Origin of the sequence: Bacillus salitolerans (assembly GCF_042680805.1) — a bacterium.
Classification (GTDB): Bacteria; Bacillota; Bacilli; order Bacillales; family SA4; genus Bacillus_CJ; species Bacillus_CJ salitolerans.
Window position 1 is genome coordinate 8,623 of sequence record NZ_JBHUEM010000055.1, and the last position, 24,613, is coordinate 33,235.

Annotated in this window: 31 protein-coding genes; 19 read left to right on the top strand and 12 right to left on the bottom strand. The window is 36.2% G+C overall.

Translation table 11 applies throughout. The features are described from left to right. The first annotated feature begins 182 nt into the window (after positions 1-182). On the top strand, positions 183-677 hold the full coding sequence (locus ACFSCX_RS23360; protein WP_377930665.1) for a GNAT family N-acetyltransferase: 495 nt from the start codon (positions 183-185) through the stop codon (positions 675-677). Positions 678-829: 152 nt separating this feature from the next. On the opposite strand, the gene ACFSCX_RS23365 is transcribed toward ACFSCX_RS23360, so the two are convergent. Then, on the bottom strand, positions 830-2,068 hold the full coding sequence (locus tag ACFSCX_RS23365; protein ID WP_377930666.1) for an IS110 family RNA-guided transposase: 1,239 nt from the start codon (positions 2,066-2,068) through the stop codon (positions 830-832). A gap of 387 nt (positions 2,069-2,455) precedes the next feature. Here ACFSCX_RS23365 and ACFSCX_RS23370 point away from each other — a divergent pair, with 387 nt between their 5' ends. The 8 genes from ACFSCX_RS23370 to ACFSCX_RS23405 all read left to right on the top strand — a co-directional run bounded on the left by ACFSCX_RS23370 (position 2,456) and on the right by ACFSCX_RS23405 (position 6,581). After that, positions 2,456-2,731: a hypothetical protein gene (locus ACFSCX_RS23370; RefSeq protein WP_377930667.1), complete on the top strand. Its 276-nt coding sequence runs from the start codon at positions 2,456-2,458 to the stop codon at positions 2,729-2,731. Between the two features lie 192 nt (positions 2,732-2,923). Continuing rightward, positions 2,924-3,241, top strand: a complete 318-nt coding sequence (locus ACFSCX_RS23375) for a hypothetical protein (RefSeq protein WP_377930668.1) — start codon at positions 2,924-2,926, stop codon at positions 3,239-3,241. A gap of 150 nt (positions 3,242-3,391) precedes the next feature. Continuing rightward, positions 3,392-3,580, top strand: coding sequence for a hypothetical protein (locus ACFSCX_RS23380; protein ID WP_377930669.1), 189 nt, complete (start codon positions 3,392-3,394; stop codon positions 3,578-3,580). Between the two features lie 115 nt (positions 3,581-3,695). Beyond that, entirely contained in the window at positions 3,696-3,866 is a 171-nt protein-coding gene (locus tag ACFSCX_RS23385) for a hypothetical protein (RefSeq protein ID WP_377930670.1), read from the top strand. Between the two features lie 394 nt (positions 3,867-4,260). After that, a complete protein-coding gene (locus ACFSCX_RS23390) occupies positions 4,261-5,043 on the top strand; it encodes a hypothetical protein (RefSeq protein ID WP_377930671.1) in 783 nt (260 codons plus the stop codon). A gap of 122 nt (positions 5,044-5,165) precedes the next feature. Beyond that, the gene (locus ACFSCX_RS23395) at positions 5,166-5,618 is read left to right on the top strand and encodes a hypothetical protein (protein ID WP_377930672.1); all 453 of its coding nucleotides are present in this window, start codon (positions 5,166-5,168) and stop codon (positions 5,616-5,618) included. 182 nt (positions 5,619-5,800) lie between these two features. After that, positions 5,801-6,343 (top strand): hypothetical protein, encoded by a 543-nt coding sequence (locus tag ACFSCX_RS23400; RefSeq protein ID WP_377930673.1) that lies wholly within the window; start codon positions 5,801-5,803, stop codon positions 6,341-6,343. 73 nt (positions 6,344-6,416) lie between these two features. Beyond that, on the top strand, positions 6,417-6,581 hold the full coding sequence (locus ACFSCX_RS23405; RefSeq protein WP_377930674.1) for a hypothetical protein: 165 nt from the start codon (positions 6,417-6,419) through the stop codon (positions 6,579-6,581). 169 nt (positions 6,582-6,750) lie between these two features. Here the strand turns inward: ACFSCX_RS23405 and ACFSCX_RS23410 are convergent, their stop codons facing one another. After that, complete coding sequence (locus ACFSCX_RS23410; RefSeq protein ID WP_377930675.1) at positions 6,751-7,989, bottom strand: IS110 family RNA-guided transposase; 1,239 nt, start codon at positions 7,987-7,989, stop codon at positions 6,751-6,753. Between the two features lie 27 nt (positions 7,990-8,016). Here ACFSCX_RS23410 and ACFSCX_RS23415 point away from each other — a divergent pair, with 27 nt between their 5' ends. Then, complete coding sequence (locus ACFSCX_RS23415; RefSeq protein ID WP_377930676.1) at positions 8,017-8,304, top strand: hypothetical protein; 288 nt, start codon at positions 8,017-8,019, stop codon at positions 8,302-8,304. Continuing rightward, on the top strand, positions 8,234-8,884 hold the full coding sequence (locus ACFSCX_RS23420; protein WP_377930677.1) for a hypothetical protein: 651 nt from the start codon (positions 8,234-8,236) through the stop codon (positions 8,882-8,884). The genes ACFSCX_RS23415 and ACFSCX_RS23420 overlap by 71 nt, the downstream gene beginning before the upstream one ends. Before the next feature lie 63 nt (positions 8,885-8,947). Here the strand turns inward: ACFSCX_RS23420 and ACFSCX_RS23425 are convergent, their stop codons facing one another. Next, positions 8,948-9,751: a DUF1189 domain-containing protein gene (locus tag ACFSCX_RS23425; protein WP_377930678.1), complete on the bottom strand. Its 804-nt coding sequence runs from the start codon at positions 9,749-9,751 to the stop codon at positions 8,948-8,950. Positions 9,752-10,625: 874 nt separating this feature from the next. Here ACFSCX_RS23425 and queC point away from each other — a divergent pair. Genes queC through queE form a run of 3 tightly spaced genes read left to right on the top strand, consistent with a single transcriptional unit; the run spans position 10,626 to position 12,446 of the window. Beyond that, the gene (gene queC, locus ACFSCX_RS23430; RefSeq protein WP_377930679.1) at positions 10,626-11,291 is read left to right on the top strand and encodes a 7-cyano-7-deazaguanine synthase QueC; all 666 of its coding nucleotides are present in this window, start codon (positions 10,626-10,628) and stop codon (positions 11,289-11,291) included. Continuing rightward, positions 11,288-11,728, top strand: a complete 441-nt coding sequence (gene queD / locus ACFSCX_RS23435) for a 6-carboxytetrahydropterin synthase QueD (RefSeq protein WP_377930680.1) — start codon at positions 11,288-11,290, stop codon at positions 11,726-11,728. The genes queC and queD overlap by 4 nt, the downstream gene beginning before the upstream one ends. Then, positions 11,724-12,446, top strand: a complete 723-nt coding sequence (gene queE, locus ACFSCX_RS23440) for a 7-carboxy-7-deazaguanine synthase QueE (RefSeq protein ID WP_377930948.1) — start codon at positions 11,724-11,726, stop codon at positions 12,444-12,446. The genes queD and queE overlap by 5 nt, the downstream gene beginning before the upstream one ends. A gap of 263 nt (positions 12,447-12,709) precedes the next feature. Here the strand turns inward: queE and ACFSCX_RS23445 are convergent, their stop codons facing one another. The 3 genes from ACFSCX_RS23445 to ACFSCX_RS23455 form a co-directional block, all read right to left on the bottom strand. Further along, positions 12,710-12,910, bottom strand: coding sequence for a hypothetical protein (locus tag ACFSCX_RS23445; protein ID WP_377930681.1), 201 nt, complete (start codon positions 12,908-12,910; stop codon positions 12,710-12,712). A gap of 791 nt (positions 12,911-13,701) precedes the next feature. Beyond that, the gene (locus ACFSCX_RS23450; RefSeq protein ID WP_377930682.1) at positions 13,702-13,998 is read right to left on the bottom strand and encodes a hypothetical protein; all 297 of its coding nucleotides are present in this window, start codon (positions 13,996-13,998) and stop codon (positions 13,702-13,704) included. A gap of 233 nt (positions 13,999-14,231) precedes the next feature. Beyond that, positions 14,232-14,537 carry a hypothetical protein gene (locus tag ACFSCX_RS23455; RefSeq protein ID WP_377930683.1) on the bottom strand — a complete coding sequence of 102 codons (306 nt, stop codon included), beginning with the start codon at positions 14,535-14,537 and terminating at the stop codon, positions 14,232-14,234. A 319-nt stretch (positions 14,538-14,856) separates the two neighbouring features. Here ACFSCX_RS23455 and ACFSCX_RS23460 point away from each other — a divergent pair, with 319 nt between their 5' ends. Both ACFSCX_RS23460 and ACFSCX_RS23465 read left to right on the top strand, forming a co-directional pair. Continuing rightward, complete coding sequence (locus ACFSCX_RS23460) at positions 14,857-15,429, top strand: hypothetical protein (protein WP_377930684.1); 573 nt, start codon at positions 14,857-14,859, stop codon at positions 15,427-15,429. A gap of 129 nt (positions 15,430-15,558) precedes the next feature. Next, positions 15,559-15,921, top strand: a complete 363-nt coding sequence (locus tag ACFSCX_RS23465; protein WP_377930685.1) for a DUF4181 domain-containing protein — start codon at positions 15,559-15,561, stop codon at positions 15,919-15,921. Between the two features lie 551 nt (positions 15,922-16,472). Here the strand turns inward: ACFSCX_RS23465 and ACFSCX_RS23470 are convergent. From ACFSCX_RS23470 to ACFSCX_RS23485, 4 genes are all read right to left on the bottom strand, one after another. Next, entirely contained in the window at positions 16,473-17,294 is an 822-nt protein-coding gene (locus ACFSCX_RS23470) for an alpha/beta fold hydrolase (RefSeq protein ID WP_377930686.1), read from the bottom strand. A 323-nt stretch (positions 17,295-17,617) separates the two neighbouring features. Next, positions 17,618-18,121, bottom strand: a complete 504-nt coding sequence (locus ACFSCX_RS23475; RefSeq protein WP_377930687.1) for a hypothetical protein — start codon at positions 18,119-18,121, stop codon at positions 17,618-17,620. Beyond that, on the bottom strand, positions 18,118-18,579 hold the full coding sequence (locus ACFSCX_RS23480) for a hypothetical protein (RefSeq protein ID WP_377930688.1): 462 nt from the start codon (positions 18,577-18,579) through the stop codon (positions 18,118-18,120). Before ACFSCX_RS23480 ends, ACFSCX_RS23475 begins: the two co-directional genes overlap by 4 nt. Before the next feature lie 150 nt (positions 18,580-18,729). After that, on the bottom strand, positions 18,730-18,855 hold the full coding sequence (locus tag ACFSCX_RS23485) for a hypothetical protein (RefSeq protein ID WP_272914203.1): 126 nt from the start codon (positions 18,853-18,855) through the stop codon (positions 18,730-18,732). Positions 18,856-19,063: 208 nt separating this feature from the next. Here ACFSCX_RS23485 and ACFSCX_RS23490 point away from each other — a divergent pair, with 208 nt between their 5' ends. The 3 genes from ACFSCX_RS23490 to ACFSCX_RS23500 all read left to right on the top strand — a co-directional run bounded on the left by ACFSCX_RS23490 (position 19,064) and on the right by ACFSCX_RS23500 (position 22,360). Beyond that, entirely contained in the window at positions 19,064-19,315 is a 252-nt protein-coding gene (locus ACFSCX_RS23490; RefSeq protein WP_377930689.1) for a hypothetical protein, read from the top strand. 364 nt (positions 19,316-19,679) lie between these two features. Beyond that, positions 19,680-21,305 (top strand): S-layer homology domain-containing protein, encoded by a 1,626-nt coding sequence (locus ACFSCX_RS23495; protein ID WP_377930690.1) that lies wholly within the window; start codon positions 19,680-19,682, stop codon positions 21,303-21,305. 329 nt (positions 21,306-21,634) lie between these two features. Then, positions 21,635-22,360, top strand: a complete 726-nt coding sequence (locus tag ACFSCX_RS23500; protein ID WP_377930691.1) for a DUF4230 domain-containing protein — start codon at positions 21,635-21,637, stop codon at positions 22,358-22,360. A gap of 173 nt (positions 22,361-22,533) precedes the next feature. Here ACFSCX_RS23500 and ACFSCX_RS23505 read toward each other — a convergent pair whose 3' ends face one another. Both ACFSCX_RS23505 and ACFSCX_RS23510 read right to left on the bottom strand, forming a co-directional pair. Next, complete coding sequence (locus ACFSCX_RS23505; RefSeq protein WP_377930693.1) at positions 22,534-23,055, bottom strand: DinB family protein; 522 nt, start codon at positions 23,053-23,055, stop codon at positions 22,534-22,536. Between the two features lie 13 nt (positions 23,056-23,068). Further along, positions 23,069-24,478, bottom strand: coding sequence for an aminotransferase-like domain-containing protein (locus ACFSCX_RS23510; protein WP_377930694.1), 1,410 nt, complete (start codon positions 24,476-24,478; stop codon positions 23,069-23,071). Between the last annotated feature and the right edge of the window lie 135 nt (positions 24,479-24,613).

Below are 24,613 nucleotides of genomic sequence, written 5' to 3' on the forward strand. Positions count from 1 at the left end.
AATTGAAAGACTTAGCAGGCAGTAAAAGAAATTAAAAACCTTTACTGTCTTTTTATATTACTTAAATTCAAAAGTATTTACTAAACTAACGGGTGCGATAATGTAATGGAAGTGGTACTGATCCATGAAGGATTAGTACCACTTTTTGTGGAAGTATAGAGCGGGACTTGGAGCGGGGAATTATGAAAAAGGGTGATAATATGATACGCAGTTATAGATTAGAAGACAAAGATTACATAGTAAATTCTCACTATGATTTATACAATAAAGAATTTGGATATGATTTATCTTTTAGAGATTTTGTAGAGCAAAGTGTCAGAGGGTTTATTGAGCGAGCAAACTCAGACGAAAACATTTTCATTTTAGAGATTGATGAAAGACAAAGTGGTTCGGTTAGTATTAAAAGGGTTAATGACACTACTGCACAATTGGGTTTATTTCTAGTTGAACCTAATGTTAGAGGTACTGGATATGGGCAAAGGTTAGTCGAAAAAGCTATTAACTTTAGCAAAGAAAATGGATTTAAGAGTATAGTTCTTTGGACAAATTGCGAACTAAAATCAGCCAGACGAATTTACGAGAGATTTGGTTTTGAATTAAAGGAAACTCAAACTCAAATGCTGTCAAATAAAGAACTTATCGAAGAGAAATGGGAATTAACGTTAGTGGACAATTAAAAAATACTATTCAAGTAAACCAGCTAATAGTTTGTCAACATCTTTCAATAAAAAGATTAATAACATCATGATATACTAAAATTGAACATGCCAAATAACCTTCCTCAATACTGTAATTGGAAGGTTTTGTTGTATTTAGTTAGATATAGTTCTTAAGCTATATCTTGGAAAGTAGTTCTGCTTTTTAGTAAGGCATAAATCCAATGTAAGAGTTTATTAACACATGCTATAACGGCTACTCTAAAGGGTTTTCCTTCTTCACGTTTCTTATCGTAAAACTCTCTAAGTCTTTTATTGCGTGCAATGATTTCATCAGTTGTTTTCTTTTTACGAGAATCACGAATACCACTTTGAACAGCCATATACAAGGCATGACGAAGCCTACAAGAACCACGTTTGGTAATTCGGTTAACTGATGCTGTAAACTTTCCAGAAGAATAGACACTAGGATCTACCCCAGCGAATGCAACAAGTTTTTTGGCATCATTGAATCGATCTATCTCTCCAACCTCGGAAATAATCGTGGCGGCGATTTTTTCTCCGATTCCAGGGATAGACTGGAGTATATGATATTCTTCAATTTCTTTAGCGAGGGCATCTATTTCATCTGCAATCCTAGATAGATGCTCTTGGTATTGAAGAACAATCTTAACTAACATTTCAAGGTTGAAAATATGACTCTGGTATAAGTTGTTTTGAAACGGGTTACTAAGGGCTGCCTCTCTTAATTTGAGTGCTCTTTCAGCTGCCCATTTATCTGATCGACTTTTACATAAAGAAGCGATTTTCTCAGCTAATTCTTTTTCACTCACACTCATGACAGCTTCAGAAGTTGGAAATGCAAGTAGAGTAAGCAATGATACTTTCGAATACAAGCTGCCAAATACCCCTCTATACTCAGGGAATACTTGGTCTATTAGAGAATGTAGCTGTAACTTAGTTTTTGCTGATATATCTGCCAAACTCTCCTGTTGTCTAGTAAGATTACGAAGGTTTAAGAGTTGTATCCCACGCTTCTTATAAGGCTCTAACTCTTCTTTATAAAACAACTCGCAAAGGTGATAAGCATCAATTGCATCTGTTTTTACCTTCCGTAAACTTGAACTCTTTGCTCTGTGCGAGATAAGAGGATTGACCACAATATAAACATAGTTTTGCTCCTCCAGGAATTGAATGACTGGAATATGGTAGTGACCAGTTGATTCTAAAACGACCGAAGGTTGCCGACCTCCAGCTGAACTCTCTACTTCATGAAGGAAATCTAATAAACTACCTAATCCTTCAGTAGTGTGTTTAATACTAAAGCTCTTACGGTATGGCTTACCTTTATCTAAAAAGGCTTGGATCTGACTTTCTCCTTTTGAAACATCCAGACCAATGACTGGATTCATATACTATCTCCTCCTAGAATTTAAATTAGTCGGTATTCCCCTAAAGGCTTCTTGTAATGTCATAGGTTCGCTTGTTAAACGGGATCACAATGTCCCAACCAGCCTGAAACATGTTTATACAAGTAGGGGGTGAACAGTTTAGCTAACGGGATCAAGTCCCACGGGTGCGACGTTCTACCCCGACTACCGTAATAATAAGACCATATAGAAAAAGGTCAACCAGAAATATCTGGCTAACCTTATATTACGAACGGGTGCGAATGTTGAATAACAAAAAGGGATTAGCTGCTGCTGATCCCTTTTTGTATATTTGGTTGTTTAGTTGAAGAGGAATAGTTAAATTAGTAAAGGAAAAAATGAGGCTAAAGTATCTTTCAGGAGGTAGAGATGTATATAAAGCCAGCGTATATTTATATTTTATTGCTAGTAGTTTCGAGTACAATTTACTTTTTAAAAGAGATAAAAAAAGAAAATTCGCTTTATAATAGGTTTCGAAAATATGCTTATTTGGTTTTTGGATATGGATTTGCGTTTGGATTAATATTAGATCAATATTTCTTTGAGGATATATTGATTCCTTACTTCATTATATTAATGGCAATAGTGTTGGTAATAGCTACATTTTCTGAAAAGAGTTATTATCGTTTAATTAATAAAAAATGAATAATTTTTACTTGTTTTGTATGAGATGAGTACGATTTAAGAAACAGGGGCTGTTTGATTATGAAGGGGTACGACTTGATTAGAAAAATGGGATTTTCTACTTGAACCCTTTGTATTTCAAACAGTTCTTCAAAATGGATATAATATTGATGGAGTGCTTTATGGTATTATTTGGATTATAGGGGTGAATTCATGTTTTTGGAAGAAGAAGTTTACGGAATGCTACATTGGGGATTTCTTATTGTTATGTTTATTCAGTTACTATATATAATTAGTCTTTGGAAGACTAAACAACCTGACAGAGTTGCATTTATATACTTAATAGTTTATTTATCATTATTCTCTCTAGCAGGGGTAAATTTATTACAAGCTATTAATACTTTTGAGCATCAAAACCCAATGGGGTCGGAAACGGCTTCTTTAAATATGGGGTATGCTGGTATTTTATGGTCGTTAAGTGTTTTATTCTTACTCAGAGGAATATCTCGATTAATTTGGATTAAAAGGTAGCTTTAGCTTTGGTATAAAAGTTAATTATTATTGTTATTTCCTCTTCAACAAACGGGTGCGAGTGTTCAATATGAGCATTCGATTTAGACTAACGGAGCAGGATAATGGAATTAAGGATGGTATTATTACTTAAAAAAGGGGAATTAAAAAATGGGAAGTTTAATGGCTTTTGTTGGAGTTTATTTAATGCCAATTCTTTGTATTATATTTATTGTGAAGGGTGTAGAATTAGCGAAACAAATTAAACGAGACAATGAGAATACAGCAAACCTAACGGCATGGGTTGCAATTTCATTTACTCTAATTGTTTATTCTTTTGTTTGGCTCGGAATAGACTAACGGGGGCGAATGTTAAATAGCGGCATAATATATTTCTTGAATCAAGGAATTTAAATCATAAAGTGAAAGGGTGATATTAAGTAGTGGTAGTGGATCAAAAGGAGGGGTATATCTAATGGGAGTAGGAAAAATATTAATAATAGCATTATTCGCAGGGATTTATGGTTTTATTTTTTCCAAATATGAAGAAGATTTGGGGTTAAATGTAATTACACAATCAATATTAATTGGGCTTTTAACAGGTATTACAGCCTATACATTGATTAAATTTAACAATAAAAAATAAGAGTGAATATAACTGTATTCAACTAACCGGGTACCAATTTCTAAAGGCATACCTTTATGTTTTCTTAGAGGTAGATAAAATGATAAAGCATTAAATATCCTTACCTTTCAATCCAACAGGCTTGGAGATACCTATTCTATTTTTTATATTTATTATGTAGTAAAAAAGTTAATTTCAATTATTTATTAAGTTTTGAAAATGTGAAATAGTGTACTTATAGTAAAGGGTGCGAATGTTGAATAACAAAAAGGGATCAGTTGCGTCTGATCCCTTTTTGTAATTGGGTTGTTTAGTTTAATTACATAGGGCGTTAGGTTTATGAAAGTCGATTTGGAATTTAGTTTTAGTCAAAGGGTAAGATACATACAAACTACTTCCAAAGGCGGCGATTACGATGAAAAAGTTAGTCTGGTCAGTCACTATATATGTAATGTTTACTGGATTATTCTCATCAACACAATTAGCAGTCGCAAGTTTTCAACCAACAATAAATCCACACGAAGTTTTATCCATGCAAGTAAACCGTTTAAACGGAGGTCCTCGTATATTTAAGTTTAGTGATGGATATGAAGAAGTAATCATAGATAAGGTAGTTAAATGGATAAACGCATCAAGTCCTACTGAAGGATCAACTGATATAAAACTAAATAACACTCCCATCTCTAAATTGAAAATAAGAATGAAGAATGGGGAAGTTGCAACTGTTGAACCTGCCTATAATTGTATTTCTGAAAAACAAGCGAAGAAATGCATAATAGCAGATAGTGAGGTCATATATACAAAAAATAAAGTGAAAGTCCGATTAAAATCATTAGAACTATTTGATTGGATTTTAGTTGGCTGGAAGTTTGAAAGTGTGGGTGCACCAAAAGAGGAGTTGCTTGAAGAAACCCTATATACAAGGTATTTTGCCCATTTGGACTTGGAAAAATCTTATTCAGATTTTATTATGTGCCCCAAAATAGATAAAGTCGAAAGAATAAATGGTGATACAAGGAGACATATAATCCATGCAAGTGCACTAAATTATAGTGCTCACCACGGTGACAAACCCTATGACAGAATTTATATTACGTTAACTGACACTCCAGATAATGGAGTTAAGTTAAACAAAATTAAAATCGAAAAAGGTATTTCTGGTAAAGAAAGTCGTATCCAATGTAGACGAGAGAATTAAAAAATTAATGAGCTAACGGGACGATGATCCAAAAAGGAGGATTATCGCTTATTTAAATTGAAGTTATTAAACAAACGAAGCAGGTTAGTTTAACAAGTTGTCGAATTGAAAGCGGGGATAAAATGGATGAAACACAATGGGATATACAAGAAGTTAAGTATTTAAAAAAGATGCAATTAGTCCAAGGCAATCTTGTAATGCTGTTGTTATTCGTGCCTTTTGGTTATCTTGCTGAGAACGGAAAGCCATTACTCCTCTTTGGAGCATTTTGTGTACTTTCTTGGATAATAGTAGCTATCACGTTGTACACCCTAAAGACAGGAAGACCTATCGGTACAAAGACGAGTAGACGTGTGCGGGCATTTGACAGAAATCGTTTGGGAGAGAAAAGGTGGAAGCGAAGAAAAATAACTGAGATTGTCTTCATCAGCGTTATAAGCGTTTTTCTTACAGGTTTCATTTTTGTTATGGATTTTGACACTGTAAGATTGGACTTTCCTATCGATGCTTTTCCATTTATCGGTGCTTGGATAGGCTATAACATCGGAGAGATTATCAGAATGAACAATTTGTAAGGGTAACCGAAAAATAAGTAGAAACTCTTCTTCAAGTAACGGGGGCGAATGTTGAATAACAAAATGGGATCATCTGCGCTGATTCTTCTTTATTAGAGTATCGATTAGTTGAATACTAGTGAAATTAATTAATGTATTCGAGGGAAAATAGTCTAAGTTTTTACAAATAGGGGGCGTTGATAATGTTCAAAAGGTATTCTCTTATGGCTATATTGTTCAGTACATTTATATTTGCATCAACTAATGGATTGGTATTTGCATCGGTAAGTGATAAACAAAGACCTTATGAAGAAATATATCCTGAAGTTGGATATAAAACAGTAGAAGAAGCTGTGGCAGAATTTGAAACGCATTTTAATGAAGATTTAAAACTGCCTCTCAGAGTGCCACCGATCAACTTTACACATTACTTTGGAAGATTCAGTAATCTAGACGGTGATATAAATGACTCTTTTGATATTGAGTTTGTTAATGACCAATCACCTCAAAACCATTATAAAATTGATGTTCGTCCTATAAAAAATAAAATCACCTTAAAACCCAGACCCAATCAAAAAGAATATACGCTTAAAAGTGGAGAAAAGGCTATATATATTGAGGATCTGCTGTTTAATTTCCTTTTTGTGGACAAAGGTAATTGGCAATACATATTTGGAATTGATAAAAGAGTTTCCGATAAGGTCACTCCAGAGGTAATGGTTAATATAGCGGATTCTATTGAATGAGCATAATATTAAAGAAGGAATAACGGCTTTACTATGGGAATTATGTCCTTAGAAAAAATTTGAGGTGATATGAGTGGGAATAATTGTTGTTTTGTTTTTATGGCTTTTAGCAGGTGCATTTGCATTAATAATTATTTATTATGGGGTAAAATACGGTATTGATAATTCTCAAACAAGTAAAGACATAAATAGAATTCTTCAGCTCTTGGAAGAAAAAACAAAGAATGATGAAGAGTAATTACAATTAGAGAAGCTTTCTCTAATTGTAATTAAACCAGCTAATAGTTTGTCAAGATTTTTCAATAAAAAGATTAATAACATCATGATATACTAAAATTGAACATGCCAAATAACCTTCCTCTACACTCTAATTGGAAGGTTTTGTTGTATTTAGTTAGATATAGTTTTTAAGCTATATCTTGGAAAGTAGTTCTGCTTTTTAGTAAGGCGTAAATCCAATGTAAGAGTTTATTTACACAGGCTATAACTGCTACTCTGAAGGGTTTTCCTTCTTCACGTTTCTTATCGTAAAACTCTCTTAATCTTTTATTACGTGCTATTATCTCATCAGTCGTTTTCTTCTTACGAGAATCACGAATACCACTTTGAACAGCCATATATAAGGCATGACGAAGCCTACAAGAGCCTCGTTTGGTAATTCGATTGACTGATGCAGTAAACTTACCTGAAGAGTAAACACTAGGATCTACTCCAGCGAATGCAACTAGCTTTTTGGCATCACTGAACCGATCTATCTCTCCAACCTCGGATAAAATCGTGGCGGCGATTTTCTCTCCGATTCCAGGGATAGACTGAAGTATATGATACTCTTCATTTTCTTTAGCGAGGGCATCTATTTCAGCTGCAATCTTAGATAGATGCTCTTGATATTGAAGCACCATACTCACTAATAGCTCAAGATTAAAGATATGACTCTGGTACAGGTTGTTCTGAAACGGGTTACGAAGGGCTGCATCTCTTAATTTCTCTGCCCTTTCCTTTGCCCAAGTATCAGACCGACTTATACATAATGAACCAATCTTTTCGGTCAGCTCTCTTTCACTTACACTTAATACAGCCTGAGAGGTTGGGAAGGCTAGTAATGTAAGCAACGAAACCTTTGAGTATAAACCACCAAATACACCTCTATACTCAGGGAAGACCTGATCTAATAATGAGTGAAGTTGTAGTTTAGTTTTTGCTGATACTTCAGCGATGCTCTCTTGCTGTCTAGTAAGATTACGAAGGTTTTGAAGTTGAATACCTCGCTTTTTATAAGGCTCTAATTCTTCTTTATAAAACAATTCACAAAGGTGATAAGCATCTACTGCATCTGTCTTTACCTTGCGAAGACTTGAACTCTTTGCTCTATGTGAGATAAGAGGATTGACGACAATATAAACATAATTTTTCTCCTCAAGAAACTGAATAACAGGAATATGGTAGTGTCCAGTTGATTCTAAAACGACCGTAGGTTGGTTACCACCAGCGGAATTTTCAACCTCTTCAAGGAATTCTAATAAACTACCTAATCCTTCAGTAGTGTGTTTAATACTAAAGCTCTTACGATAAGGCTTGCCTTTATCCAAAAATGCTTGAACCTGACTTTCTCCTTTTGATACATCCAGACCAATGACTGGATTCATACAATATCTCCTCCTAGAAATCATATTTTGTCGGTAACCCCTAAACCATTAGTGGAAAAGGACCGAAAGTTAAAGACGAATATTAAAAAGAAGCTAAGGGGAATTCGAGATATCGAGAGAAAAATCGAAGAATCAACTTCAGAAAGCTTGGAAGAAGAAATCGCAAGTGAATATGTGGCAGCCATTCGTTCTGTATTATTGGAAGATGGTAAGCCCCCGTTTGAATTACCAGGTACTCGAGTCTTTGAACGTACAAAATCAATCAAAGACTCGATTGAAAAATGCCTGGATAAAAAAGGGGACTCCTTTACTTGAAAAGCTGTTCAGAATAGTCAGTAATGTTGATAACTTTAAATCAGATTATCAGCTTGTGAAACGTTGGGACCTGCGTTTTAAGCGTATTGCCACTATTATGGAACCATCTGAAAATAAAACAAGTTCATGGGTCGAACATAGATTAAAACAGTATCTAGATCAAATTAAACAAGAGCTTAATCGGGAAGAAGATCATGCGTTTGTAGATAACCTTTTAAGATATAGTAATGGCTTTTGGAAGGGTCTATTTACTATATACGAATTCCCTCTCTTACCTAGGACGAACAATGATTTAGAACTTTTCTTTAGACGAACAAAAGTAAGGCATAGGCGGATAACGGGTAGTCGAACTTGGAATCGTTATATTGTTCGTCATGGTGAAAACATTGTATTTGTTGAATGTGTTACTAATGAGCAAGACGGATTGAATAAGATAAAGAATGCCAACTACTCTACCTATAAGAATGAGGCTAGTAAGTGGAATAACCGAATACTTGAACACACAAAACAGCGAAGGTTTAAAAAGGATCCAAATGCATATTTACTCAATATTGAGAGCACATGGAACAAGCACAACTAACTTATTGTGTTAGTTGTGCCGCCTAAGAAAAAAATACCAGTCCTCGGACTGGTTTTTCACTTACTATTCAGTTTTTGGATCTTCCTCTAGAATTGTATCATTGTTCTTCATGGCAAATACAAAGTACACAACCACAATGGCTAAGTACACGAACCAAGTAAGGTTGATACCTATCATCATAAGGAGGATGTCGATAATGGTCGGAAGTGTAATCGCATAAAGCCCCATGCTGTACATGGTTCCGAATGAATAGCCCTTCTTAAAAATAGCTGACACAATTAATCCTACCAAAGCATAGATAAGACCCATTATGAGCTTGCGAATAAAGAACCAGAAGACAACACCGATTCCTAAAAGAATAGGTAGAAATGATAAGACAGGGAGGAAATCGAGCACCATCTGTTTATTTAGATATAGTGCATCTCCTAGGTCTGAGAAACGGAATTCTCTTGTTTCAAACGGTTTAGCTGAAATAAATTCATATTTAGTAAGGAGAGTAACCGTACCGTAATCAGATAACAAATCATTCACGTTGTCACGGGTATACGTACCTGTATCATCGATAATGAACACTGAATTCGGATCCTCTTCAAAGATTAGTGGCTCATCACCTTCTATTTCCAATTCTCCATTTTCTAACACGAAATGAGGTAGATCATCGCTCACATCTTGAAGGAAGCGATTAAAATCCAAGGATGCACGAACGGATTGGAATACTCCGCTAATGAGTCCTAACGTCAACGATAATAAAAGTAAGTACAGAATAGCTCTTCCTGCTCCCTCTCGAGCCATTGTTGGTAAAAGGGAAGGCTTTGTGGTGGAGTACCCCAATTTTTTGAAAAATGAAATCTTCGTTTTTTGCTCCAAACTTCTCACCTCTTAGTCATAGATATTTGTATTATAGCAAAAAGTAAGTAAAGACAATTGTAAAATTTTGTGTAGTTTGATTTGCTTCTTATTTTCAGACAATGTTTAGTTTATCCCGTTCCAACTGGCGCTAAGCCCCACCACTTCAAAACTTTAGATGAATCGAGAAGTTTAAGAATTCTTGTCCCCGAGAAAGTAAGGGCTAGGAGACCAAAAAAAATGTGCCCTTGTACTATGGGAATTGAAATATCTTTGTTTTTTATAAAAAGTAGGTTGTTTTAGTGAAAAAATTTGATGATTTTTTAATAAACTGAGCTTTTTTAGTGGTGCAGTCATTTGGCATCTAGATTCATGGATTTTTTGATTATAGTTGAAAGTCTTATTGGCTGTAATTTTACTCGTATCAGCAACTTATTTAAATTTATCATCAACTTTAGAAAATTTATCAGCAACTATCAAGTTTTATCATCAACTTTACGAATTTATCATCAACTTTCTTTTTTGTCATCAACTTTTCAAACTTTATCAGCAAGTAGAAAAAGTTTATCATCAACTTTGACTTGTTTATCATCAACATCATGTAGAGCAGGCAACCCGGGTCTTTCCTTGAACATTGTTTTCATGAAATAGAATTAGATTTCTTTTCTTCCACCCGCCTTCATTGTACTAGACCACAATAAAACAAACATTCGGAAACATCAGAACGTAAGCATGTACAATAATTTGTCAATTATCTAATACAAACCGGTATGTTATAATGTCCATATTATATTGAATAAAGAGGTTCTAGCACCCCTCGTTAAAAAAACTAAGGAGAAGCAGTACTTCTATCTTGGGAAGTACTGTCTTTTTTTTGAAAGGAGCTTTACTCATCATGAAAAACGAAAAAGCGGTTGTTGTTTTCAGTGGAGGACAAGACAGCACGACTTGTTTGTTTTGGGCGTTAAAGCAATTTAAAGAAGTTGAAGTGGTAACGTTTGATTATAACCAAAGGCATGCGACTGAAATTGAGTGTGCAAAAGCGATCGCAAACGAAGTAGGTGTGAGACATCACATTTTAAATATGGACTTATTAAACCAATTAGCACCTAATGCACTGACGAGAAATGATATCGAGATTAAGGATGGGGAAAACGGAGGTTTACCTTCAACCTTTGTCCCTGGTCGTAATTTAGTTTTCCTATCGTTTGCGGCGATTCTTGCGAGTCAAGTGGGAGCAAAGCATATCATAACGGGTGTTTGTGAAACCGACTTTAGCGGTTATCCTGACTGCCGAGATGCGTTTATCAAGTCGTTAAATGTTACGCTTAATTTATCCATGGATCAGCCATTTGTGATCCATACACCGTTAATGTGGCTAAATAAAGCAGAAACGTGGGAGCTGGCTGATCAACTAGATGTTTTAGACTTTGTCCGTGAAAACACACTGACCTGCTATGATGGAATAATCGGAGATGGGTGTGGGGAATGTCCAGCTTGTGTGTTAAGAAGGAAAGGCTATGAAACATATCAACAGATGAGAAAGGAGTCACAGCAATGATTCAACAATTTTATCCTCAGGTTCAACATGATTTCAGGTATGAATTGAATAAGGATATGAATTTTGCAGCGGCTCATTTTATCCCTCATGAACAAGCAGGTGTTTGTAAAGACATTCACGGTCACACGTATTTTGTCAACATTACGATTGGCGGGGACGAATTAAATGATTCGGGGTTTTTAATTAACTTTAAGAGCTTAAAAGATGCCGTTCACGGACGTTATGACCATACATTATTAAATCAATTGGATGAATTTAAGCAGCAGGATCCTCACCATTTTCCAACAACAGAAGTGGTAGCCAGAACGATTTGGCAAAATATCCAAAACCTTCTAGATACATTGTCAAATCAACCAAAGTGTTTACAGGTAATCGTAAGAGAGACACCAACGAGCTATGTGGTATACAGACCGAAAGCTGGTGACTTTCGTGATTAAGAAAATACCCGTCATGGAAATCTTTGGCCCAACCATTCAAGGAGAAGGAATGGTGATCGGAAGGAAGACGATGTTTGTACGAACAGCTGGCTGTGATTATCAATGTAAATGGTGTGACTCAGCCTTTACGTGGGATGGAACCGGTAAGGATGACATTCAGCTAATGACAGGAGCGGAAATTCTCGAGGAGTTGGAAAAAATAGGCAGCAATTGCTTTGACCATGTCACCATCTCAGGAGGGAATCCGGCGCTTTTATCTTCACTAGGGGAATTAATCTCCCTTTTAAAAGAGAGGAGTATCGAAGTGGCTCTTGAAACGCAAGGGAGTAAGTGGCAGCCATGGTTTACAGATATCGATGACTTAACGATTTCCCCAAAACCACCTAGTTCAGGAATGAATACGGATTTCACGGTGTTAGACGAGATTGTCTCTAACTTACAGGCATTGCACCGGAACTTTAGTCTAAAGGTCGTTGTGTTTGATGAACGCGATTTTGAATATGCGAAGGAAATAAAAAGCAGGTACGACCTTGCTCCATTCTTTTTGCAGGTTGGGAATGAAGACATCAAGACTGAGAACACGCAAGAATTAATACAAACGCTCTTAGCAAAGTATGAATGGCTAATTTCCAAAACGATTGAATCTCCCGAGATGAATGCAGCAAGAGTATTACCACAGCTACATGCCTTCGTATGGGGAAATAAGCGAGGGGTGTAACATAAAACCAGGAGGATGATTCCCCTGGTTATTTAGAAAGTATAAAAGTTTTCAGCAAGAGAAATGGGCTAGTGACTTGGAATATAGCTCCAGCACCCAGCCAAATAACCAGGCATGAATAAATGGGAAAACCACCCTTTTTTCATGCCGGAACATTTGCATGTCGTGGCTAAACGGGGCGCCCCTGAGCCTTTTGTTCTTTGCAAAGGAGTTTTGCAAAAAATAGATAGTTGGGAACATTCCACGATCGTTTCCTATTTTGCCTACCTGACAGAAGTGGAATAGCTTTTTGTGTAATCAGCATTTACTAATCTGATCATATCTCGTCCAGATAACCTTTCTGTTTCCTGGTAACCTTCTTTATCATCGACACTTAAGTACCAGTTGCTATTGTTATCTTCATTTAACTTATATTGCTTATTTGAATGAACATTTGTATAATAGTCCCCATTTTTTAGCCTCATGTGATTCCTCCTCGGATGTGAGTAGTTGTAGTATGCCCAAGATATATTATAAAATCAAAGAAAATGCGACTGGTATTGATTTTGAATTCAAAGATTAAGAATGAAGGTGTACTTACAAATGTATAGTGAATCTATTTAAGTTTTAAAATAATGATTGATCAAAATCTCCTTTTAGCCCTTAAAACAACAAATAGAAAACAGTAATTTTGATTAAAAACCAATTTTATAATAAAGTTTGATTATTTATCTCTTTAAAATATCTTTTCCGATTTCTGCATTTCTTCTGTAGGATCCGCACATTTACGAGCCTCATCCTTTGGGACTTGAAACGTGAGAGATAATAATAAGCCAATAATATAAAATAAACTTTTTCATATTGTCATCCAAGCTGTTTAAAATTACATTTAATTAACCTGGAACTTACTCTTAGCCTCTTTAGCTGAACAAGAATGGTTTTTATATACCACTCAATTCTGCTACTAAATTTACTTGAAAAAACTCCAAATTATTGCAAAAAGAAGTATACCAACAGAGAAAGCATAAATAATATAATCAATTACTAGTATGTCTTAGCTTATTCGGTAGATCTTTCTTTTCAAAGTGAATGGACCCTTCAATTTTTTTCAAAATGGTCTATTACATCATTAAACGGCTTCTTTTTTCTGGTATATATTCCAATTAACTATCCCCTTTTTTCTTACTGATATTCAAAGCCGAACTGAATTCCTGCTAGATAATGAAAGGGCGTTTCCGCTTGTTTCAGAAACGCACCCTGTAGTATAAAAATCTATTTATGCCCTGAATATAATAAATGCACCAATTATGAACACTAAAGGAAATAATACCAGTGTAAATTTAAGAAATAAAATATCTAACATGATACCTAATAGAACAAAAGGTAGGCCAATCATAGCAGTTAGTGATGCAAATTTAGTATAATGAATGATTTCTTTGGATAGTTCCGGTCTTTCTTTATACTTCCACCTTCTACCAAACAATAAACTTTCTACTGGGTCAAAAAAAGTCCATAGTAATATCGCATAGAGAGGTATTATCACAAAAAACATAATAATTATATCAGCTAACATTTTTCCCACCCCCACCAAGAACTCCATAAGATTCTCTTTTAATAATTCAATTCCTTCCTCCACTAATCAACCCTTTATAGTAAGCACAATTTTTTACAATCTCAATAATTTCAATCATAAATATCCATTAAAAACATCTCCCTATGCAATCTTCAGAAGGAGATGTTTTTAATCAAACTTTATTAAAAATGCTCAATCTTTTTACAATGCTACACTATAAGTTAAAACATGCTTTATTTTACCTTATTCCTTTTCGCCATTTCTTCAGAGACAATAAATGCTAGGTCGTCATTTCCAAATAAGGAAAGAACATTGAGTAATGTTTCGTAACTGATATCACCAGCTTCCTCTTTTGGTACGGTTAAGGACAGTGCCTGTTTTAGAGCTGGGTTAGTGGCTTGGTTTGGATAAGCCTTTAAATAAAGCTCCTCCGCATTAAGATTATGGTTCACACACCACTGTGCAAAGACTAGAATCATCATATTTTCTTCATTTTGATAGTTTTCAATTATTTTTTCTTCTAATGCTTTTCTACTCATGTTTTACTCACCTCAATCTACTTGTCTATTATAGTATGGATAGGTGCAAGCATAAAGAGTATTGGAAGCTTGATTTTGGAATGGCGGAGGAGAAAACATGAATAACGTTAATGGTTCAAATGATTCGTGAGGTGTTTTGTAATGGAACGAATAGTTTCAATAGGTAGCAGGGCTCCTCTGAACTGAAAGGTTGTAATGTTTTTAAAAGGCCATAAGTGCAAAAGTGACAAAGTCACATGTGGAAGAAATTGCATCTCTCTTTTCTCATGGGTGAGACATTAGTATATGATAAAATGGAAGAAGTTAGGGGGTGAGGTTGATGAATGTAACAGAGTTAAAGAATATGAGATTGAAACAAATCGTGTTTATGAACGTAATGATCGTAACGGTGAGTATCATCTATTTTATTGTCATTCGTACCTTTGGCGCCACTCAAGCACAGGTTTTTGTCATACTTGGAATTATATTATTATGTCAAGCGGTATATGGACTTGGTAAAGGGAACTCAACTAAATCCTTTATCCCGATATTTGAGAAAGTAGCCATCTATGAACGAGAGAAGATGGGGAAAGAGTGGGATAAACAAAGAAAAACAAGTAGTATCATGAACCTGTTTTTAGGTGCTTTAATGTTTTTTCAAGCCTTTATCAATCGTGATTCGGACGCTTACTTTCATCAAATAGAAGTTGGTTTTATCCTCTTTTTTGGTTTTATGATCGTAGCACTGGTGAACATTGGTCTCTTTATTCACATAAGGAAGGTAGATCGCTCTCATTCAATAGAGGAATTAAAAGGGTACACAAGGAAGTTGTGGATTCAAGCGTTTATTCTCGGCTTCTTATTTACCATTGTGCTCCTTGCGGTTACCTTCACTTATATTTTTTCTTTGTAAGCCTTTCAGCCAAAAGCATTTTTAATGTAGGGCGTGGTGAATGTCACTATCGATGGGGTGTGAAAATTAGCTGGTCTTAAAGCTTTATATGTATGTAACGAATTGCATCTAATAAGGAAGTGAACAACAATGAATATAACAACAGTTATAGTATATATAGTTATCATGGTCATTTTTAGCATCCTGTCTGAAAAGTGGCTAAGATGGAAACTAAAGATGGAAAAGAGAACATGGATTCTTTATCAATGTGTGAATTCTGTTCATAAGTGGATAGAAAGATTCATCCTGATGGGATTCTTAGTTGGAATCTTTTTTGTCGATGTCACCCATCATTGGACATTTTCCTTCTTTCTCGTAGTATTTAGTGTTCGTGCCTTTTTTGAGTGGAAATATGACAGAGAGTCCAAGGAGTATATCTTGACTGCCTATTCCGTCATCCTTTTTCTAGTCTTTATCGGGGTTGGTGTAGTATTTGATATCATAAGCTTTTAAATGGGGCAAATAGGTTTATTTTTCTACCTACTTTTATATTGATGTATCCATCTGGATGGAGTCAAGTCAAGCAAGAGCCTAGCGAACCACTTCGGTATCTGGATTTTTGAACTAACGACTATCATAGCAGCTCCTCCAAACGAACCTGACAATATTACGCCATTAGAGGAAGTTTGTCACGATTATACCAATGGTAAATTTAATCCATACGGAACCAATCCAACCATTAGTAGAATTTTTGTTGAGGGTCAACCGGGGTGTTTAATTTATCCTTTTAGTGATCAGTCATCATATCGAAAATGGACAATATCTCATCCATGTTTACGATGTGGTTGACAACCATACGGCTACAAGAGGTTGGTATTTAGTAGATCCTGTTACAGGGCAGATATCTGAGTTTATATAAACATACAGAGAACAATGGTGAAAACGAACAAAACCATTGTTCTCTGTTTTTTATCCCGCTCCAACTGGCGCTAAAACCCCCACTTCAAAACTTTAGATGAAACGAGAAGTTTAAGTGGGGGATAAGCGCCAGTAAGAACAAGAAATTAGGTCGACAAGAACTCCTCCACCAATTCGTTGAATCGCTGACTATGCTCCCAGAACATAAAGTGGCCACCGAGCACCTGTACAGCAGTTTTAGGTGCTAGTTTTTGCAGGTAGGATGTTGCTGTCTCTGCCCAATGCTCGGCGACAATCGTAAGGGTAGGGACGGATTCACTTGCAAGCTTTGCTTCTTCGCGGTAATCACTGAATAATCCAGAAGCAAACAAGTTGGCCGCAATATAATAAGGGGTTTGCATGGATTGCTCAACAATCCAATTCAGTTCCTCTTCCGTCAACTCTCTTTGTACCATGACACCTTTTGCATAGGCAGAAATGAACTCTCTTTGCCCTTGAGGGTTTCGTAAATAAGCATTATAGGCCCCAGCCAAATCGTCAAGTGGCCCCTCAACCCAGTCCTGATCTTGCTGAAGCGATAATGACTTAGGCGGCATATCTACTAGGACAAGGGACTTGATGTGATCTGTACCAAACTGACGAATATACTCCCATACTGTTAAACAACCAAATGACCAGCCGACAAGAGTAGCATTTCTAACATCTAACGCTTCTAGAACCTTTGCTAAATCCGTGCCGTGCGTTACATAGTCATTTCCATGAAGGGTCATGGTCGATTTACCATGACTTCTAGGATCCACCACAATCGTTCGGTGTGTTTTCGAGAAATGACGAAGCTGTTCCTGAAATACCTCTGTTGTAAACGTAAAACCTGGAATAAAAACAATCGGATCTCCGTCTCCTGCTTCTTGAATAAATAATTCTACAGCAGGGTCCACTTCTATGTATGTTCCTTTTATGACTGTCATATTCGTTCTCCTCCTTCAATTATTTTTTGATGATTGTCTAAACAAAACAAAGCAGTCCTTATACTATATTCAAGTAAACAGAGATAACGACCAATTCATATAGAAGAATGTAAAGAAGGATTTTGTTTAGATTCGAATCTTTGAAGGAAGCGGGAGAACGGTGCTTAAGTGATGATATGGTCTTTAATGGATGTCTGGTTTAATGAAAGAGGAAATGGTTCAAAAACAGTTCAAATTGATTGAACTGATTAGTATAGAGAGTAAGGATATTTTAGTAAGCCGTGATATAGAGGCTTTTTTACTCGGAAGCATTTAAACCATCCCTATCGTTCTTTTTCCATTATGATGGTGTTTACAAATAGCAATAGTACCGTTAGAGAGAATAGATAGATCGGTACAGAATATAAGTATTTGTAGCCATTTTTATATGTAAACAGATTAAAAGATATACATATATACTCAAACAGCATACCAAATAATGTCCAGGCTAAAATATATGCAACCGTTTTAATTCCACGGATCTTATATTTGTCATACATGTAATAAAAAAAATATCCAAAAGGCAAATAGAGTAAGTAAGCGACTACATCCATTATCGTATACTTCGGTCCATCTAAAATATCATAGTAATCAAAGTTGTCTGCACCAATGGAATTGTCAAACACGCTTGCCACGACGACACTAAATAAAAATAAAAGTGTACTAGAACCCTTTGGGATTCTTTTTGGAAAAATAACAATAAGGAAGAGAAAGAGGCATATTAAAAAAAGTACAAATATATCATTCATTCCAAAATTTTTTTCAACAAATGGTATATACGTAGTCAATGGTTTTTGCACATCCTTTGAAATAGCTTAAGGAACCAAAAGGCCATTATCGTCACCAATATCAAAAAGATAACCATTAAAAAGGTATTCCAGTTTTTGTAAGTGAAGAGACCTAATGAATGGGATAATTTAATAATGAACGTAAATGAAATGATAGCACCAATCATCACCCGAATTTTTAGCTTAGTGGATTTTACATGGAGGTAGAAGTGTATTAATAGGGAGATAGTAGCGGGTAATAATGCACTTCTTAACAATAAATAAGCGATATATTTCACGTTTTCTTTCGGCAGTGATATGAATTTAAAGTTAGCAGAAAATATCGTATAAGCATGTGTGGTAATTAATGCAGTAAATAAAAGTAAAAATGCGATATCCTTCTTACAATAGTAGTCTGATTGTGAAAAAAGAATAGCGAATGATAACCAGCAAAGGAAAAGCATGACTACCAACTCCATCACTTTCCACTCCTATCCTTGATAAACTCCTATCATACAACTTTTCCCGAAAAAGAAATGAGTTATACGTTTTAGTACAGACTAGGATTAAGTATAGGGAAAGATATGGTGAAAGGCAGGTATTCAAAACCTGCCTTCTCATTTCATTGACTACTTTCTTTTTTGGCTCTTCAACTTATTCATTTCAAGTTCTGCTGCATATTCCTCATATGATTTTCCTTGTTTTTGACTTTCCGATTGAATTTTTCTGAACTTATTATCATTTAGATTAGGCATCGATACACCTCCCTTTTGAACATACCTATCTTTTGCATATGGAATTATATTCATTCGTTGTTAGAAGCACGGGGAGGTGTTGTGTGCTTCCGATTTAGAAGAAATATTTATAAGACAAAGTAGTCCTCACTTACCTAACATCTTAATAATAATATTAATAGGCATGATGGTGATAATACTAAGAGTCACATGACCGGAGGGTATAGGTATGGTGGTATTTTATTCTCATAAGATTAACCGGAAAGGTCTGAAATATAGAGCCATTATAAAAATAACAACTGATTATTCACTAGTTACAGTTAGTTACGATTTAGGGCTTTATGATTCGGAAGATGAAGCGACAAGGGCTATTGTAATGGCAAAACAGAAGCACGCAGAGGATATAACCGACTCAAACCAAGAAAAGTCAAACTTACATCTAGAGAATTTTATAAAGGAAATGGTGAATCGGAAAAACTAGTTTTTGGGTGGAAGAGCATAAAAGTGAGAGGCTACATTACGTTTCGTAAGGTGGTGAACCATTCGAAAGAGAATATTCAAGAGGAATTCGATAATTGAAGCAGTTAAACAGGTGTAGATTACGATTGAATGTTCCAAATATATACAAATAGAGACAGATTTATCATACTATAAATGCCATATTAAATTACAAAAAAGAGATACTGGAAGGTTTGAACAAATATCAGCTAAATAGCGGATCTATAAGGGATCGAAGGTATCTATTTCGGATAGGGTCTCGGTCCCCTTACCCTCTCGTGTGAATATTGTACGTGCTATAACAAATAATAGTACCGATTAAGTCGAAACAGATGGGAGGTACAACGTTGGTACGCTCGAGACAATGGATAAGGAAGCTACAAATTGTTTGGGTATTTACACTAATAGTAACGGTTGGCTGTCAAAACGAGTTAGAGCCGATTCGTGAAGAGGAGTTACCTGTAACCCCCCTTTCAACTAAAGAAAGCGATAAAAGTAGAACGGTGCCACAATCTATGGGCGAGCAGGAGGTCATTAATAAAGATCTATATTATAGAGTGGTGGACTGGGAATTTGATGACAAGGAAGAGTACATTTATGCAGCCGCTTATGCCACAGTCGACTATGATGAAAATGTGTTATTAAAAATTAATGCAGAGACTCTTGAAGTGGAGCATACCGCTATATTAAAGCCGAATATTCGAGCAGTTGACCTTGAATATGGAAACAACAAAGTGTTCATTGCAACCAAAGATAATCTGATGGTGTATGACACTAAAACAAATATGGTGCCGGATAAGGTGGGTGAAAATTTCTTTTATACTCATGTCAATCAGATTACAGATATAGAATTTGCGGGGGACCGCCTTTATTTTATGAATAGGGCTTATGATAATGGACATATTTATCATCAGCTTCGATATCTTGATCTTACAACGAAGGAAATTGAAATCGTTGCTGCAGATGAAAATAAAGGTCGTTCTTATTACACAAAATTCACTCAGTTTCTACTGCCTGAAATTGAAGTGGACGAAAAGGGAAGACGATTGTTTTTAGGGGAAATGGGGGCAGGAAGGAACCCACGTGTCCTCACTGTTAGTATGGACACCCTTGAAATCTTAGACAGTGCTTCATTCCCACCATATGAAGGATATATTGCTCCAATTGTACTTCACTATAATGGAGGGGATCTTGTCTATGATAAGTACGTACTCAATTCTCAAAAATTAAGTGAAGTTCTAGGGCAATTTCCAGATTTTGAACGGGGCAATGAGCTAAGATATGCAAACGATAAATATGTCGTTTCACTAGATGCAATTTTTAGGCGGCACCCATTGAAAAGAATGGATGAGCATCATTTCGAGCCTCCTTATCTCATTAAAGAGGATACTATTATTTATAATTCGTATGGTTATATGGGTCAAACGACAAAGCTTGAGAAACAAAAAATAGCTAGTGATGTGTTCACAGACCTCTCTAATTATGAGGCTGAAATTACATTTTTACATGAAAAGGGGATTATCAATGGATTTCCCGACGGATCCTTTAAGCCATTACAGCCTTTAAGTCGATTGCAAGCCGTCACAATGATCTTAAGAGCTCTAGACATTGATCCGACCAAGGATGTAAAGAATCCAGGCTTTACTGATTTAAAACCTGGTGAGAATGGGTATGAAGCGATTGCGAAAGCAGTTGAGCTTGGGATTGTGACAGGGAAACCAGATGGTCGTTTTGATCGGTATGGTCAGTTAACACGTGGACAAATGGCGAAAATTTTAGTCAATGCCTTCTCTCTTAGCGGAACCACAACGATTGATTTTAAAGATGTAAAGGGGCATTGGTCGAAGACATATGTGGACAAACTAGCAGGGGCACAAATTACAAAGGGGTATCCGGGGAGCTTGTATAAGCCAAACGAGCAAATTTCTAGGCAGCATTTTTCATTGTTTATGTATCGTGTACTGAAAGAATAAAGCTGGCGTAGGGACAGATTTCCTGCTTCTAATGGAAATCTGTGTTCGCTGTTTTTCATATAACAAGATGTTAAGGGGATAAAGTATAGCTTTTTGGGACAAGTTCTTGAACAGCACCTCCAATAGTTAGTTGTAATAACAATTGGGGTTCAGTTCAATTCTGTCCCTTTTGAACTTTTATTTATCAAATATTGGGACAAAGTTCTTAACCCATGTACTCCCCTAACCCTTGATAAAGACCATATACATCCGCCCAAATTTCTTTTAAAATGACATTATACGACATTTTTTTTGTAGTGCGTTTTTTAAGGGATATAGGGGGGATCGATATGAGTAAGGAACGGCAAAGGATTGAAGAGCTAGAGCACCTTGTGAAGCAATTGAAGAAAGCGCAGGAAGAGAGTGCTTCGGCGATTGCGATGGATGACCGAAAATCGAAATCGTTCCCTTCGTTTCGTATTAAAGCTTGGAAAGTAAAGGCACTGATTCTGGCAATCATCATCATCGCTGTGATTGTGGGTACTGTACTTCTCTCGGGTAGTACGTTTAAGAAGGATACGGCTACATTTGTAGAGCAGGTTCAAGAGATGGCTACGCTTGCAACGGCAGAGGCTCATGTGAAGATTATCATTGAAAAAGAAGATAATAAATTATTCGGCAAAGACATATCCGTTAACTTTCCAGGTACAAAACAGGAATTGTTGTTAATCGTCCCTGCGACCGTTGTAGCTGGAGTGGACTTAAATCGTCTCTCAGATTCTGATATTCTTGTGAACGAAAAAGAGAAACAAGTAAGCATCTCATTACCAAGGGCAAACTTTATCCAGGAACCAGCTATCCAAATGGATCAAGTGGTCACATACTCTCATCAAGGATTGTTCCGAGGAGACGTAAACTGGGAGGAAGGGTTCAACCTCGCTGCAGAGGCTCAAGCGGAAATTAAAAAGGAAGCAATCGCAGTGGGAGTGTTGCAAACAGCGGAAAATCATGCTGAAAAAGTAATAACGGATTTTTTTGGCCACTTAGGTTATGAGGTCAAGGTTTCATATAAATAGCATTTTGGGGAGTTCATATAGGGGACAATTGAAAGGCACAACTAGTGGAAATGCTAGTTGTGCCTTATTACGTCTTTTTGGTAGAAGATTGGAGTAACACTCGTCTACTCATTCCTGAAAACTGTGTTGCTATAAATGTGAAGTTGATTGTACGGATTATTTGGTAGCTACAATCATTTAAGTATACTCAAGTATTCGTTCCACGGCCCAACATCTTCAGAGTATCTCTTCGCCATGACTCTTAGGATTTGGGAGATGTGTGTGAAGTCATGGACCACCCATGTAGATAGCAGTTGTTTAAGTGTTATTTCGCCGAATGCAGGATGGATGCCTTTCATGTTTAGGTGAAGCTGTGGATCAACGAGTTCTTTTAGTAGTAGTACATTTTTTTCTCGATACGTTTTAAATGTAGAGATACTTTCCTTAAAGGAAACGGGTTTGTCTTGTTGTAAGTGTGCGAACCTGTCAAATGGAGGGAGTGGTGTTACTTCATTTCCATCCAAAATTGAATTGACTCGAGGAATCCAATTTGTTTTTTCACATTCGATGAGGTGATCGATGACTTCCTTTACTGTCCAAGTACCTTCTCCTTCATGACATTGAATCCATTCCTCTGATATGTCTGATAAAAGCTGTTCGAGCGAAAAGGGTGTTCGTTGTAATCGTTCTAGTGCTTCTTCAAATTTGAAATTCATAAATAATTCCTCCTTATTCCTGATTAAGCTGAATGATTTTTTCCATACCCTCTTTAATTAGTTTTTCATTCGAAAAAGAATAGCTTAATCGTATCCATGACTTATATTGCTTAGATGGATCGAACACTTGTCCTGGAACAAATGAAATGTAATGGGCGAGTGCTTTTGATAGCAAGGAGTCGGTAGAAATTTCATCTGATAGTTTTACCCATAAATTTAAGCCTCCATTTGGACTATGCCATTGCCAAGTCGTGTTGGCAAGTTCTCCTTCCATCCATTCCTTTCTTATTTGTAAGGCAATTCGTAATTTGTCCAAATGTTGCTGTAACCTGTCAGAATGAAAATAGCGTAGAAATATTTTTTGATTCAATAATGGCGAGCCGTTATCCATTAAAAAGCGTGCGGAGACAAGTGGCTCCATGATGGAATGGTGACAAATGATGATGGACATTCGTAAACCAGGAGAGATATATTTACTAAAGCTTCTAAGGTAAATAACAGTGCCGACTGTATCATATGTGAAAACAGGAGTAGGAGGCTTTTCAGAAAAATAAATATCATGATATGCATCATCTTCTACTAATAAGCACCGATATTTTTCTGCAAGAGCAACCAGCTCTTTTCTTTGAAATGTCGGGACGGTATAGCCGGTTGGATTATTAAAAGTAGGGGTTAAGTAAAACAAACGAGGCTTATGCTGCTTCATGATATGTTCAAGACACTCCAAATCATACCCAGTAGGTGTAATGTCAATCGGTACAATTTTTGCCCCTTTACTTTCAAAAATATCGATAGCTGCACTGAAACAAGGTCGCTCAATGATAACTGTGTCTCTTGGTTTGATAAATGTCTGGGCGACTAATTGGATACCTTGCTGGGACCCCGATAAAATCATAACATTATCTCCATGCACGTAGGTTTTGTATTCTTTTTCAAAATAGGCTGCTAACGATTCACGTAGTTCTTCGTCTCCCTTTACACTGGAATACGTGGATAAAAGTTTCGGATAATCATCAAAAACTTGTTTCACATAGTTTGAAAAGTATTGATTAGGTAATAGGCTGGGGTCAATCAATGCTTGAGAAAAATTGTACTTTACTTTTGCTTGATGAATCTCCGATAAGGCATTTTTTTGAACATAGGCAGTTACAATCGGATTATTCAAATTGTCTAAATCTACAAGGGATGGTAAGGGTGTTTGCACATAGTAGCCCACCTTATCTTTGACATACACTTTGTTATGCTTCTTTAGGAGCTGATAAGCTTTGAGAACGGTTAGCCGATTTACTTGTAGCTCTTCAGCTAGCTGCCTGACAGAAGGCAGCTTGTCGTGTTCTTTCCATTCCTTACTTCCGATTCGATTCACGACATAGTCATACACTTCATGGAAAAGATGAGCCTTATCCTTATAAAGTTTTCCCACCACAAATCCCTCCTCGTTTAACAGCGTATCACACTCTACTTTTCTATCTGGTCTATTCGACAGTACCTGGTCTATTCCTTCTTCGATATGATGAAAGCAAGAAGATTATTAGTAAACAACGAGATGGCTAGACAA